Below are 13,116 nucleotides of genomic sequence, written 5' to 3' on the forward strand. Positions count from 1 at the left end.
TCCCGCCTCCATTGCCTGCAGCGAATCGAGACGATCTTTTTTTTATTTTGACTTGCTTATATACGCTTTCAGTTTTTCAAGTGACCATGTATTGACTATTGTATCTTTTTTAAGCCATGCTTTTTGGGCGTGCTTGACGCCGGTTTCCATGACTTCCAAGCCTTCAATGGCATGGGCATCTGTATTGATCGCTACCGGCACCCCTTTTTCCTGTGCCATTACCAAGTACGGTACAGCAAGGTCGAGGCGGTAAGGGCTAGCATTCAATTCAACGATTTTTCCGTATTCTTTTGCCCAGTCCAGAATCTGCTCCACATCAGGATCATAGCCGTCACGCTGGCCGACGATCCGACCAGTCGGATGGGCAATCATGTGGACGTATGGATTTTTCATCGCCGTTAAAATCCGTTCCATGATTTGTTCCTGCGGCTGCTGGAAACTCGAGTGGATGCTGGCAATAACAAAGTCCAGCTGTTTTAGCAAATCGTCGTCAAAATCAAGCGATGCGTCAGGTAAAATATCCATTTCGGTTCCGGACAGCACTTCTATTGCTGGATATTGCCCGTTCGTTTCCCGAATCAAGTCATGCTGCTCCTTTAAACGTTCAGGAGTCAGCCCATTTGCCACTTTCAAATATTGTGAGTGGTCAGTGATGACCATGTATTGATAGGATTTAGCTACACAGGCTTCAATCATTTCTTTCAATGAATTGGCGCCATCCGACCAGGTAGTATGCATATGCAAATCGCCTTGAATATCCTCAAGCGTTACCAGCTCCGGCAATTCTTCCAGGCGGTCCAGTTCCCGTCCATCTTCACGAACCGACGGTGGAATAAAAGGCAAGCCAAAATGCGCAAAAAACTCAGTTTCGGATTTGAAAGTCGCCACAGTGCTGTCTTCTTGCTCAACGCCGTACTCACTAATTTTCTTTTGCTGTGATTTGGCCAGCTGGCGCATTTTGACATTATGGTCCTTGGATCCGGTAAAATGGTGCAGCGCAGTGACAAATTCTTCAGGTGCCACCAAACGGAAATCAACATCAATCGGTTCCAACACATCTACAGTGACTGACACTTTCGTGTTACCAGACGCAATCGTCTCCTGTACCGGCAAAGCAGCAAGCAGCTGCTCTTTCACGCGCGCCGGTTCAGACGTTGCGATAATAAAGTCCAGATCCTTGCTGGTTTCTTTAGTCCGCCGGAAACTTCCTGCAACTGAAAACTCGGCGACTTCTGCAATCGTAATCAAAACATCTTCTATAAACGCCACTGTTTCTTCTGTTTTCCAGATGGGCTGGCGGTCCGGCTTGGTCTCAAAATCGTTCAGCTCTTTCAGGATCTTTTCCTCGGATTTCGCCCCAAAGCCTGGAAGCTTCTGAATTTCCTGATTCAGGCATGCAGCTTTTAAAGCTTCCATCGAATCGATCCCCAGTTCTTTATACAACTTGGCGATTTTCTTGCCGCCCATTCCCTGCAGCTTCATCATTGGAACGAGTCCTTTCGGCACTTCTTCCTGCAGCTCTTCCAGGACGGTCGACTTGCCATCATTGATCAGCTCAAGAATAACTTCCCCTGTGCCTTTTCCGATGCCTTTAAGTTTCGTGACGTCCTCAATTTCATCCAGGCTGCGCTGGTCAAGCTCAAGCGCCTGTGCAGCTTTCCGGAACGCCGATACTTTAAACGGGTTTTCCCCTTTGAGTTCCATATATAACGCAATCTTTTCAAGTGTTCTGATGATAATCTTCTTATTCACCAAAAGCCCTCCTCGTTTCGACTAAAAAAACTTCCCTCGTAAGAGAGAAGTTCCTACTACATATAAATATACCACCATTCTTTTACTTTCTCAGAGAAATAAGGCGTATGCTCAAGCATAGACTGGGCAATACCGGAATTCTCCAATTGGTTTTGCACAACGTCCAATGGGAGCAATGCAAACACATAGATGAAAATAAACAGCAGTATGTAAACTTCAACAAATCCTAAAACCGCACCGAGAATTTTGCTGAAAAATCCAAGCACCGGCAAGAACTTCAAGAAATCAAACATCGACGCAATCAGTTGCAAAGCAAACTTCACCACAAAAAAAATAAGGGCAAACGCCAATAACTGATAGAAAGTCTGATCCAAGTCCAACTGGTCTACAACAAGCGTAAACTGGGAATTTTCATTGATTGCCGGGTAAGGAATCCACAGCACAAAGTATTCGGATAAAGGTTTATAGTATTTATAGGCCACGACCAGTGCAATAACAAACCCGATCATATGGATCAGTTGGACAATAAAACCTCTTTTGGCGCCCACAATGATGCCACCGATCAGTAAGATGATTAATAGAATATCAAGCATTCACGTCAACCCTTCAGTTTTTTCAATTCATTTTCTAATTGTTCAACTTGCTCTTTCAGTTTAAGATAGTCATGTACCGCATTTGATGCAGTCAAAACGGCAAGCTTCGCCTGATCCAGTGATGGATTTAACGCATTGATCTCCCGCATTTTGCTGTCGACAATCGATGCAACGAGACGCATGTGGCCGGAAGTTTCGGTACCGACCATTTTATAGGTGTTGCCATAGATGTCAACGACCGTGTGAATTTTATGTTGCTCTGACAATGCAATATCCCCCTTTAGAATTCTATAATCCATCATACCATGAACACAAGCCGATTGTGAATCAAAGAAAGGTGACTCGTCCATGTCCAATACTGTCCTGAAACTGCCGGAGGAAAGCCTCCTCCAACTGATCACGCATTACGAGAAACACAAGACCCAAACTAAAAATCCGTATGCCCGCTTCACCGCTAAGTTGACGGACACTGTCGTGACCGTTTACACTTCCGGGAAAGTCATGTTCCAAGGAAATGGAGCAGCCCGGGAAGCCACAAAATGGGGCACCGCAGAAACAGCGGTTGAAAAAACGGTTTCCACTAAAGGCGACAAACTGCCCGACGGCTTTGCCAGCCTATCTGTCCTGGGATCCGATGAAACCGGCACTGGCGATTTCTTTGGACCGATCACGGTCGCTGCCTGCTACGTACCGGCCGATAAAGTCGAGCTTGCCCATGAGCTCGGCGTCAAAGATTCCAAGCAGCTGACTGATGCGTGGATGCGCCAAGTGGCTCCTGATTTAAAAGAAGCATTCGCCCATAAAGTGCTGACCCTGAAAAATGAAAAGTACAATAAAGTGCAAGGCCAGGGCTGGTCGCAAGGGAAAATAAAAGCATTGCTGCATAACCAGGCGCTCAAATATGTTCTAAACGATATTGCACCCGAAAAACCGGACGCCATCCTGATCGATCAGTTTGCCGAGCGCGGCATCTACTACAAGCACATTAAAGAAGAACCCGAAATCATCCGTGAGAATGTCTTATTTTCCACAAAAGCAGAAGGCCTCCATGTCTCGGTTGCCTGCGCTTCCATCATCGCCCGCGTTGCCTTTCTCGAAGAGATGGACCGCATGAGCGCTGAAGCTGGAGTTACGCTGCCAAAAGGCGCTGGAAAGATTGTCGACGAAGCAGCGGCGAAGATTTTGCTGAAGCATGGCGAGGAGTATTTGGAGAGGTTGACTAAGGTGCATTTTGCTAATACGGGGAAGGCGAAGGGGTTGGCTGAGAAGCGGCGTTGATATACGAAGAAAAAACCTCGAGAAAATTTCTCGAGGTTTTTATTATAGTTACTATACTTTTAACTCCTCAACTCTGCTCCAACTTCCGTCAAAGCTGCCAATACTTTTTCATGAGCGTTGATGACTTCTTCATCCGTCAAGGTTTTTTCAGGATCGAAGTAGGTCAAGGAGAAGGCGACTGATTTTTTGCCTTCTTCCATTTTGTCGCCTTCGTACAGGTCAAACACGCGGACATCTTTCAACAGCTTGCCGCCTGCGTTGCGGATAACTGTTTCGATTGTTCCAGCTTCAACAACTTTGGAAAGCACTAATGCCACATCACGTGACATGGATGGATAACGCGGCACTGGCGTATAGAGCAATGCTGCTGTCTCAATATTCAACAGCGCTGCCAGGTTCAATTCCATAACGACTGTTGTTTTCAAGTCGCGTGCTTTTTGTTCGGTTGGATGCAGCTGTCCGATAACGCCGATGCGTTGGCCATCAAGCATGATAAATGCCGTTCTGCCTGGATGCAAATCATCCATTTGGCCGCGTTCAAATGTCAACTGGACGCCGAGTTTCGTGCCAAGCGTTTCCACAATGCCTTTCAGCACAAAAAAGTCGACTGGCTTTTTCTCGCCTTGCCAGCTGTTGTCGAGCCACAAGCCGGTCATTGCCACTGCCAAATGCTCCTGCTCGTTCAATAGCTCGTCGTCGCCTTTTAAGAACACCGAACCGGTTTCATACAAAGCCACCGAATCCATTCTTCTCGCTGTGTTATACGTGACTGATTCCAAAAGGTGCGGCAACAGGCTTTGTCGCAGGATGCTGCGTTCTTCGCTCATTGGCATTAACAAACGCGTTGTTTCTGTTTCTTCTAAAGCAAATTGCTTCGCCGATTTCTCGGAAGTCAGCGAATAGGTCGTTGCTTGAAGCAATCCAGCACCTTCCAAAAGCGAGCGGACAATGCGGCGTTTGGCCTGATAAGGCGTCAAACCGCCAGGAGTCGTTTCTGCTTCCGGCAAAGTTGCAGGAATTTCATCATAGCCATACAGTCGTGCAATTTCTTCAATCACATCTTCAGGAATCTGGATGTCCTGGCGGCGTGTCGGAACGGAAATGACCAGTTGGCCATTTGCCGCTTCCGTATTGAATTTCAAACGGTTCAGAATATCCCACATGTCTTCAAAGGAAATCTTCATCCCCAGACGGCTGTTAATGAAATCCGGAGAAACTTTAACAATTTTCTCTTCTTTATTCAATTCGTCGAATACCACAGATCCAGCCAATACTTCTCCACCCGCAAGCTCAGACAGCAATTGCGCTGCGCGCTCTGCAGCCGGGATGACACGGTTTGGATCCACGCCTTTTTCATAGCGTGAACTCGCATCGCTGCGTAGTCCGTGGTCTTTCGAAGTTTGGCGAACAGAACCGGATTCGAAATAAGCAGATTCGATCACAACAGTCGTCGTCGCTTCACTTACTTCCGAGTCCGCGCCGCCCATGACACCGGCAATCGCCACTGGTTTTTCGCCGTTGGTTATGACCAGCTGGTGGCCGGACAGTTTGCGTTCCGCATCGTCCAATGTGGTAATCATTTCGCCTTCTTTTGCGTGGCGAACAGTGATATTGCCCGTTTCCAGCAAGTCGTAGTCAAATGCGTGAAGCGGCTGGCCGTATTCCATCAAAATGTAGTTGGTCACGTCGACCACGTTATTATGCGGACGGACACCAGCTACCATCAAACGCTGCTGCAGCCACATCGGTGACTCCTGCACTTTAATGTTGCGGACAACTTTCGCTACATATAGCGGATTGGCTTCAGGTGCATCAACATTTAATGTCAGCATGGATGCTGCTGTGTCGGATGCTTCTTTGTAGCTGATTTCAGGAAGTTGCACTTCTTCAGAAAGAATTGCACCCACTTCATAAGCGACTCCAAGCATGCTCATGGCGTCTGCGCGGTTCGGCGTCAATCCCAGTTCCAATACGGTATCGTTCAAATCGAAGTTTGTCAGAACGTCAGAACCGGTTTCCGCGTCTTCCGGCAATACGTAAATGCCTTCAGCGTAAGCTTTCGGCACCAGCTTGCCTTCAATGCCCAGTTCCTGCAGCGAGCAGATCATGCCGTGCGATTCTTCACCGCGAAGTTTGGCTTTTTTGATCTTGATGTCGCCTGGCAGTTTTGCGCCGGGACGTGCCACTATGACTTTTTGGCCAGCCGCGATGTTCGGTGCGCCGCAAATGATTTGTGTAGTTTCTTCGCCAACATTCACTTGGCAGATTGATAACTTGTCTGCTTCCGGATGCTTGACGCACGATTCAACATAACCAACTACGATATTTGTCATGCCGTGTGACCGGTCAATGACCGCATCCACTTCGATGCCGGAACGCGTTATTTTTTCACCCAGTTCAGCAGGTGGCAATTGTTGAGTGTTTACATAGTCTTTTAACCAGTTAATGGATACGAGCATGTGTTAGTTCCTCCTTAAAGTTCTGTACGTTGGAATTGGGATAAAAAGCGGACATCGTTTGTATAGAAATGACGGATATCCTCGATGCCGTATTTAAGCATGGCAATTCGTTCTGGCCCCATGCCGAAAGCGAATCCAGTCAGGCGTTTCGAATCATAGCCGGCCATTTCAAGAACATTCGGATGCACCATTCCAGCGCCCAGAATTTCAATCCAGCCTGTTTTCTTGCAGACGTTGCAGCCGCTTCCGCCGCATTTAAAGCAGGAAATATCCATTTCCACAGAAGGCTCCGTGAACGGGAAGAAACTCGGGCGTAGGCGAATTTCACGATCGTCGCCGAACATTTTCTTGGCGAATACGGAAAGTGTCCCTTTAAGATCGCTCATGCGGATATCTTCCCCGATGACCAACCCTTCGATTTGCGTGAACTGATGCGAATGAGTCGCATCATCACTGTCGCGGCGGTACACTTTGCCCGGACAAATGATTTTGATCGGTTCGCCGCCTTTTGCTTCCATGGTTCGCGCCTGTACCGGCGATGTATGTGTACGCAGCAAAATGTCTTCAGTTATATAGAAGGAATCCTGCATATCACGCGCCGGATGTCCTTTCGGCAAGTTCAATGCTTCAAAATTATAATAGTCTTTTTCCACTTCCGGGCCTTCTGCCACTTCATAGCCCATCGAAATGAACAAGTCTTCAATTTCTTCCACAACACGCGTCAACGGATGCGGGTTGCCCGTTTTGACGGGACGGCCCGGCAGCGTGATGTCGATTGTTTCGCTTTGCAGCTTCTGATTGATTGCTTCTTCTTCGAGAATGACCATGCGGCCTTCCAGCTGCGTCGTCACTTCTTCACGGACAACGTTAACCAAAGCACCCATTTTCGGACGTTCTTCGGCCGGCAGTTTCCCCATGCCTTTCAATAAATCGGTGATCGGCCCTTTTTTGCCCAAATAAGCCACACGCACGTCATTCAACTCTTTAACGGTCGATGCCGCAGTGATCTTATCCAATGCCTGTGTTTTCAATTCCTGCAATTGTGCTTCCATTTTTTCTCCTCCTTAGACAGTAAAAAGCCCCGTCCCAGAAAAGGGACGAGGCATTATTCGCGGTACCACCCTAGTTATCGCCAAAAAGCAATCACTCATTTACATAACGGCTCTTCACCGGCCCATCTTTACAGCATTTCTGCTGGTCCCGTCAGGCAGCTCGCGGGGTGAACTTCTGAGGCGTTTACATATCCACACTTCCAGTCAAGGTGCGGAATCTCTGTAATGTAAGGGCGCAACATACTTTTCCCGTTCTTCGCTTTTACTTATTTACTTCTTTATTATACGAAAGTTCACGATTTTTATCAAACTTAGTTTTTCGGCACCAAGCTGTATAGGAGAATACCTGTAGCCACTGCCACATTCAGCGATTCTGCACTGCCGTAAAGTGGCACCATCAAATTCTGGTCTGTTTGCTGCAACAAGACCGGATCGACGCCGCTGCCTTCATTGCCGACAATTAGCGCAAACTTTTGGTGTGTCTCGGCTTCGTGAACCGGTGTCGAGTTTTGCAGCGCCGTTCCGAAAATTTGGATGCCGCTTGCTTTCGCCTGTGCGGTCCAGTCGATCAGCTCCCCTTTAACGACAGGAATCTGGAAATGCGATCCTTGAGCCGAGCGGACCGTTTTTGGATTAAATGGATCTGCACAGCCTTTTCCCAAGATGACGGCGTCAATGCCGCTTGCGGATGCAGTGCGGATCATCGTGCCGATGTTGCCAGGGTCTTGAACTGCATCAATCATCAGCAGCTTGGTCCACGTCTTTTGTTCGTCTTCCGTAAACTCAGGCTGCGCGCAATGAGCGAAAATCCCTTGGCTATGCTCGGTTTCCGAAATCTCCTTGGCCACTCCGGCCGTTACGGAATATTGAGGAACCCCGTCAACGTCCCAGTCTGCGGGAATGTCTACCCCTTCACGGACGATCAATGATTTGATAAGCTCTTTTTTCTTTAGGGCTTCTTCCGTCAAATGAAAGCCTTCCACCAGGAATTCCGCAAACTTGTCGCGCTCTTTCCGGGTTGTTCCAAGCTTTTTCCAATGCTTGACGAGTGAGTTTTGGTTTGATTCAATTCTTTTCATTACAGGATCACGCCTTTATTTCAGAGTAGTTCCAGTATAGCATACAGAAAAGCGGAAGCGCCCATCTAGCCCCGACAAGCGCTGGAAGCCTTAACGGTAAAGGCGTCTTTTGCCATTGCTGGAAAGGCTGAAGCGACCCGAGGGGCTGGACGCTGGAGTCTGGACACAGCTTAGATTTCCCTTGTGAAGAAATCAAAACCGAGCGCCGTCAATACACCGAATGCCAACGACCAAACCGCTATGCTGATTGTCAGCCAGACAGTTGTGTTCTTTTTGGTCGCGCCTAGCGTCATTCCGATAAATGCTGCAATATGCGTTCCGATCAAAATCGGGCCGAGCATGGCGAGGCCAGGCAATCCGTATTTGTTCCAAATCTGTTTGGCGCGTTCGCTTTTTTTCGAAACGGTTTTGCCTTTCGCCTCCTGGCGTTTGTTGTACCAAAGTTGAAAGCGGTCAAAGCCGATAATCAATGCCAGCACTGTCAACATGTTGCCGACAAAAGCGACCACAATTACCCATAACGGAGATAGTCCCCAGACAATGCCCAATGGAATTACTAATGCAATTTCCAGCCACGGAATAGCGGCCCCTAAAAAGACAAGAAAATATTCATAGATCATTCAACTTCCTCCTTAAAATGCTTTCGGATTTCTACATAATAGATCACGTATTGGATAAGGGCTACCAGCAGAATTCCCCATACGATAAACAGGCGCGGCAACGGGGTAACCATCGCAAAAACTGCCAGCAGCGGCAAACTCCATGACATGAATGTGTAAACCTTTTGAGAGGCTTTTCGTGTGATATACGTCATTCCTTCATCCTGCTCCAAGTATTCAAGCGGACGGATGGAGAAGGGTGAAACTTTTTGAGTTGGATTTTTTCTATTATGGCGCAATAGCTGAAAAATGAAAGTTGCCAGCATTGCCACATAAAGTACAACTGTACCGACCACGATAAATCCGGCAACTGGTTCCAGTTCAATCATAATGCTTTGTTCGGTATCTGTGTTGACTATTTCAGTCACGGGAGAACTAATGCCGTAAGCAAACATTCCCAATACTACTATAAATCCCATCATCCACAACGGATACTGCAAGCGAAAATCATTTTTCATTGCCATCCTCCTCCAGCCAAAATAGTTCGTTGACATTTGTCTGAAGCGACTTTGCAAGCTTCAACGCCAGCGTAATCGAGGGGGAAAATTCCCCTTTTTCAATAAACGCGATCGTCTGGCGCGTAACGTCAACTTGCTTACCCAAATCGCTCTGCGTCAAGCCGTAGCGAGCTCGTAGTTCTTTAACCCGATTCTTGAGCATCCGCTTCATCCTTTCTAATTAAATGTTCGTTTTATATAACATAATGTACATTATACTTAACATTAAGTCAAGTATAGTTAACATTTTATATTGAGTAGTTAGGGTTTCACACTTTTGTTTGCGGAATACATAAAAAAGCTTTTCACCAAAGGCGAAAAGCTAGTTTTTCTTTATTAGGTACGTCCGATTCCGCAATGAACCCGTGTTTTCCAAATCGAGAGTTGCCAACAGCCGGGAAGCGGCATAAGGAGAGTCAAGGTTGCAAAATTGCCGAAGCTGCCGGTTGCTCAGCTGAGTATGAATCAACGAAAAGTACTCCTGGACGGCATATTGAAAAGCAAAATGGTCTATCTTTAAGCATTTTCTGCAGCTCCATCCTGCTTTATGTTTCCGTTCCATCGTATGCTTTTTACAGTTTATACAAAGGATTCCTGCCTGCAATTCCTTGGGATCAATAAAGTAGAGTTGGCATAAGGGTTGCCGTTTGTATGGAGTTTGAAATTTTTGAAGAAGCTTATCAATTTTCGCTAAATTTTGGTTGGAGGTTTTTTGAGGAAAGTTCTGGAGTATGGCGAATAGATGATCGATGAGTTGATACGTTTTGCATACAAAGTGAGTTGAAGGTTTGGTAATGAACTCGCACTGTTTGGATGTAAAAACAACGATGCCTTCGATTGGCAAATTGATTTTGTGCTGCTTGAAGAATTTCCTGAGGAAGCGCATATTCTTATTCAATTGGCTCGTCGGATCTTCCATGACGGTTCGTCCACCTTCTGAATCTGTTCTCCAAAATTCGCCGGTTTGATTGTCAAAATTGAGCTGGCCGCTGATGTTTTTCGACTCAATAATAATCGCACCGCGTTCTGTCAGCAGTAAGCCGTCCATCTGAACTCCCCATTCGCCCGACGATAAGCAAATGTTTCGAAAGAAATCGATGGTTTTCTTCCGGATGGAATTCAACCAACTTCCGTGCGAGCCGATCTTCTCCCCGGCTTCCGGCAGACGCTCTATACAACTCGACTTGAAGAAATTGGCGTTTCGGATGATTGTCGGGCAGCCGGTACAACAATCTTTCCAGCGACTCCGTTTCTGATAGCAAAACAACCTCTTTTTTGCTCATTGAGCACCTCCCTGTAGAATAACTAGAGTATAGCATTGCGCGATTCTTCTTTCCGTAATATTTATATTTGATTTCTATTGATTTTCCGAGTTCTTCAAGGACAAAAAACTTGAACGGATGCTTTTCGCCAGCGAAAAGCGAAAGTTCCAGGGATTGTTTGCGGAATACAGGACTTTGTTTGCGTAATACATCGCTTTGTTTGCCGGATATCTCATTTTGTTTGCGGAATAACGGACTTTATTTGCATAATACAACGGTTTGTTTGCAAAATCGTCGCACCCACTAAAAAACCCTTTCGCAAAAAGCGAAAGGGTTTCAATCATCTATTCGAATGTAATGCGCGTGACCGTGTCTCTATCTAGCTTCTTGATTACTTCGATAATCAGCTTTACTGCGTTTTCATAATCGTCGCGGTGCAGGATGCCTGCGTGCGAATGGATATAGCGAGTCGCAACACCGATCGCCAGGGCAGGAACGCCGTTTGCCGTTAAATGGATAGAACCGGCATCTGTCCCGCCGCCTGCAATCGTTTCGAATTGATATGGAATGCCAGCTTCTTCAGCTGTATCCACAACAAGCTCCCGCAAGCCGCGATGCGAAATCATCGATGCATCGAACAGCAGCAATTGCGGTCCGTCGCCCATTTTGCTGTTCGACTCTTTGCTGGTGATTCCCGGTGTGTCGCCGGCAATGCCAACGTCCACTGCAAAACCGATATCCGGTTGAATTTGAGCCGTTGCCGTCTTGGCACCGCGCAAGCCGATTTCTTCCTGAACCGTACCTACTCCGTACACAACGTTCGGGTGGTCGACGCCTTTCAGTCCTTTTAAAACATCGATAGCAATCGCACAGCCGATGCGGTTATCCCAGGCTTTCGCCATTAATAGTTTTTCGTTGTTCATCACGGTGAACTCGAAATATGGTGTGACCATATCGCCTGGAGTGACTCCCCACTCTTTCGCTTCTTCGCGTGTTGATGCACCGATATCAATGAACATGTCTTTGATTTCAACGGGCTTCTTGCGCGCTTCCGGCGATAGGATATGCGGCGGTTTCGAGCCGATCACACCTGTAATTTCCTTGCCGCTGCGCGTTGTGATTGTCACTCGCTGCGCGAGCATGACTTGCGACCACCAGCCGCCTACTGTTTGGAACTTCAAAAAGCCTTTGTCATCGATTTGGGAAATCATGAATCCGACTTCGTCCAAGTGGCCGGCCACCATGATCTTCGGTCCGTCAGCCAAACCTTCTTTTTTTGCAATCAAGCTGCCTAAACCGTCCGTTTCAACCGAATCGGCAAATGGTGCTATGTATTTTTTCATGACTTCACGCGATTGGCGCTCGTTTCCTGGAATGCCGTTCGCATCTGTCAATTCTTTCAACATCAATTGTGTTTCATCCAATTTTGTCATTACTTCGACCTCCTAAATAGTTTATCGCTCACTTAGTATAATAGAATACCAGATAATTATCAAAACATTCGTTTATCAGTAGCCATTGTGCTGCCGATCAAAGTTGGTCTTGTTCTTTTGGATATAGGCCTCGAGCACCTCGTCATAGCTGAACTCCAATGCCAGTGCCAGTCCGCCATAGCAGCTCCAAATAGCCACATAGTTCGACATTGAATAATCTTCAAGAAATTCCTGAATCGCTTTTTGTGTCACCAGGAACAGCTCCGTCAAATCTTTTTCATCAATTGCTTCCGGCCACGCTTCCAATGTGTCCAACTTTTTTTCGATGCCAAGCGACAGCAAAAAATGGATTGAATCGACATATTCCTCCAGAATGACTGAACGCTCGGACGGACCTTTCGTGCTCCAAAACTTGAAACAACGTGTTTCGTTCGCCAGTTCTGCCAATTCCACTAATAAAGCCAGGCCTTTTCTGCGAAAAACATCTTCGCTGATTCCCTGGCTTGATTGAATAAAGCGATCCAATTCTGCCTGCATTTCGAACAATTCCTGCAACTTCATAAAAATCTCTCCTTTTATTAGAATAAATCTTGAAACCAAACTACTTTTCACTCGTATAGATATCAGTAGGACTATGTAACTTAGGGGGTAATTCAAATGGCTTTTCTCATACGCCTCATTGTACTGGCATTGATCATCTACTTATTTTACCGATTGATCCGCTATATCGTAGATCCTAAAAGGAAATTGGATGCCGCCCTTGAATCGGGAACTTATTATTTTCTCGATGACGTAAAAAATGTTCAAAAAAACTTTTTTATTGCGCTTCGCGGCGTACTATTCGAAGGCGAAAAATACCTGGGTACCACCAAAAACTCTTTCGAAGTTGTCACTATTTTTGTCTGGGTGGAAAAACCAGATCAATTGCAGGGCTTCACGAAAGAAGATTTTCACTTTCTCGAAAAGGAAATCTTGATGAATTATCCGGAAGCCCGCATCAACTGGAAAAATCCGATAGAACGCTTAATGAAGCAAGATGAAGGATCCTAACG

15 protein-coding genes and 1 other annotated feature are annotated in these 13,116 nt (G+C 46.5%); of the genes, 2 read left to right on the forward strand and 13 right to left on the reverse strand.

All coding sequences use genetic code 11. The annotated features are described in order from the left end of the window. Positions 1–42 precede the first annotated feature (42 nt). From polX to zapA, 3 genes are read right to left on the reverse strand one after another with little or no spacing between them, the layout of a single operon-like run. Positions 43–1,752 (reverse strand): DNA polymerase/3'-5' exonuclease PolX, encoded by a 1,710-nt coding sequence (gene polX / locus GJB59_RS06970; RefSeq protein WP_142827669.1) that lies wholly within the window; start codon positions 1,750–1,752, stop codon positions 43–45. 56 nt (positions 1,753–1,808) lie between these two features. After that, positions 1,809–2,345 (reverse strand): CvpA family protein, encoded by a 537-nt coding sequence (locus GJB59_RS06975; protein WP_142827668.1) that lies wholly within the window; start codon positions 2,343–2,345, stop codon positions 1,809–1,811. A 5-nt stretch (positions 2,346–2,350) separates the two neighbouring features. After that, on the reverse strand, positions 2,351–2,611 hold the full coding sequence (zapA, locus tag GJB59_RS06980; protein ID WP_065537053.1) for a cell division protein ZapA: 261 nt from the start codon (positions 2,609–2,611) through the stop codon (positions 2,351–2,353). A gap of 82 nt (positions 2,612–2,693) precedes the next feature. Between zapA and rnhC the strand changes: the two genes are divergently transcribed. Next, positions 2,694–3,623, forward strand: a complete 930-nt coding sequence (gene rnhC, locus GJB59_RS06985) for a ribonuclease HIII (protein WP_142827667.1) — start codon at positions 2,694–2,696, stop codon at positions 3,621–3,623. 59 nt (positions 3,624–3,682) lie between these two features. On the opposite strand, the gene pheT is transcribed toward rnhC, so the two are convergent. From pheT to GJB59_RS07030, 10 genes are all read right to left on the reverse strand, one after another. Next, entirely contained in the window at positions 3,683–6,082 is a 2,400-nt protein-coding gene (pheT, locus tag GJB59_RS06990) for a phenylalanine--tRNA ligase subunit beta (protein WP_142827666.1), read from the reverse strand. Between the two features lie 14 nt (positions 6,083–6,096). Next, positions 6,097–7,134 (reverse strand): phenylalanine--tRNA ligase subunit alpha, encoded by a 1,038-nt coding sequence (gene pheS / locus GJB59_RS06995; protein ID WP_142827665.1) that lies wholly within the window; start codon positions 7,132–7,134, stop codon positions 6,097–6,099. 38 nt (positions 7,135–7,172) lie between these two features. Further along, positions 7,173–7,400 (reverse strand) — a binding site (T-box leader). Between the two features lie 45 nt (positions 7,401–7,445). Beyond that, a complete protein-coding gene (locus GJB59_RS07000; protein ID WP_142827664.1) occupies positions 7,446–8,213 on the reverse strand; it encodes a TrmH family RNA methyltransferase in 768 nt (255 codons plus the stop codon). A 170-nt stretch (positions 8,214–8,383) separates the two neighbouring features. After that, positions 8,384–8,833, reverse strand: coding sequence for a small multi-drug export protein (locus GJB59_RS07005; RefSeq protein ID WP_142827663.1), 450 nt, complete (start codon positions 8,831–8,833; stop codon positions 8,384–8,386). Further along, the gene (locus GJB59_RS07010) at positions 8,830–9,330 is read right to left on the reverse strand and encodes a hypothetical protein (RefSeq protein ID WP_142827662.1); all 501 of its coding nucleotides are present in this window, start codon (positions 9,328–9,330) and stop codon (positions 8,830–8,832) included. Before GJB59_RS07010 ends, GJB59_RS07005 begins: the two co-directional genes overlap by 4 nt. Beyond that, entirely contained in the window at positions 9,320–9,532 is a 213-nt protein-coding gene (locus GJB59_RS07015; protein ID WP_142827661.1) for a helix-turn-helix transcriptional regulator, read from the reverse strand. The genes GJB59_RS07010 and GJB59_RS07015 overlap by 11 nt, the downstream gene beginning before the upstream one ends. Before the next feature lie 159 nt (positions 9,533–9,691). Further along, positions 9,692–10,492: a nuclease-related domain-containing protein gene (locus GJB59_RS07020; RefSeq protein WP_236015464.1), complete on the reverse strand. Its 801-nt coding sequence runs from the start codon at positions 10,490–10,492 to the stop codon at positions 9,692–9,694. Further along, entirely contained in the window at positions 10,374–10,652 is a 279-nt protein-coding gene (locus GJB59_RS19115) for a hypothetical protein (protein WP_236015465.1), read from the reverse strand. The genes GJB59_RS07020 and GJB59_RS19115 overlap by 119 nt, the downstream gene beginning before the upstream one ends. Before the next feature lie 323 nt (positions 10,653–10,975). Beyond that, on the reverse strand, positions 10,976–12,064 hold the full coding sequence (locus tag GJB59_RS07025; RefSeq protein WP_142827660.1) for a M42 family metallopeptidase: 1,089 nt from the start codon (positions 12,062–12,064) through the stop codon (positions 10,976–10,978). A 75-nt stretch (positions 12,065–12,139) separates the two neighbouring features. Then, on the reverse strand, positions 12,140–12,625 hold the full coding sequence (locus GJB59_RS07030) for a dUTP diphosphatase (protein ID WP_142827659.1): 486 nt from the start codon (positions 12,623–12,625) through the stop codon (positions 12,140–12,142). A gap of 96 nt (positions 12,626–12,721) precedes the next feature. On the opposite strand from GJB59_RS07030, the gene GJB59_RS07035 reads away from it, so the two are divergent. After that, positions 12,722–13,114, forward strand: coding sequence for a sigma-w pathway protein ysdB (locus GJB59_RS07035; RefSeq protein ID WP_142827658.1), 393 nt, complete (start codon positions 12,722–12,724; stop codon positions 13,112–13,114). The last annotated feature ends 2 nt before the right edge of the window (positions 13,115–13,116 follow it).

The sequence above is a fragment of the Planococcus soli genome, assembly GCF_016881065.1.
GTDB lineage: Bacteria > Bacillota > Bacilli > Bacillales_A > Planococcaceae > Planococcus > Planococcus soli.

Bases quoted from the DNA above. Each gene is read 5' to 3' on its own strand.
- GJB59_RS07005 (WP_142827663.1), bottom strand. From the start codon at position 8,833: ATGATCTATGAATATTTTCTTGTCTTTTTAGGGGCCGCTATTCCGTGG.
- pheT (WP_142827666.1), bottom strand. From the start codon at position 6,082: ATGCTCGTATCCATTAACTGGTTAAAAGACTATGTAAACACTCAACAA.
- GJB59_RS07030 (WP_142827659.1), bottom strand. From the start codon at position 12,625: ATGAAGTTGCAGGAATTGTTCGAAATGCAGGCAGAATTGGATCGCTTT.
- GJB59_RS19115 (WP_236015465.1), bottom strand. From the start codon at position 10,652: ATGAGCAAAAAAGAGGTTGTTTTGCTATCAGAAACGGAGTCGCTGGAA.
- GJB59_RS07025 (WP_142827660.1), bottom strand. From the start codon at position 12,064: ATGACAAAATTGGATGAAACACAATTGATGTTGAAAGAATTGACAGAT.
- pheS (WP_142827665.1), bottom strand. From the start codon at position 7,134: ATGGAAGCACAATTGCAGGAATTGAAAACACAGGCATTGGATAAGATC.
- GJB59_RS07010 (WP_142827662.1), bottom strand. From the start codon at position 9,330: ATGAAAAATGATTTTCGCTTGCAGTATCCGTTGTGGATGATGGGATTT.
- GJB59_RS07015 (WP_142827661.1), bottom strand. From the start codon at position 9,532: ATGCTCAAGAATCGGGTTAAAGAACTACGAGCTCGCTACGGCTTGACG.
- GJB59_RS06975 (WP_142827668.1), bottom strand. From the start codon at position 2,345: ATGCTTGATATTCTATTAATCATCTTACTGATCGGTGGCATCATTGTG.
- rnhC (WP_142827667.1), top strand. From the start codon at position 2,694: ATGTCCAATACTGTCCTGAAACTGCCGGAGGAAAGCCTCCTCCAACTG.
- GJB59_RS07035 (WP_142827658.1), top strand. From the start codon at position 12,722: ATGGCTTTTCTCATACGCCTCATTGTACTGGCATTGATCATCTACTTA.
- GJB59_RS07000 (WP_142827664.1), bottom strand. From the start codon at position 8,213: ATGAAAAGAATTGAATCAAACCAAAACTCACTCGTCAAGCATTGGAAA.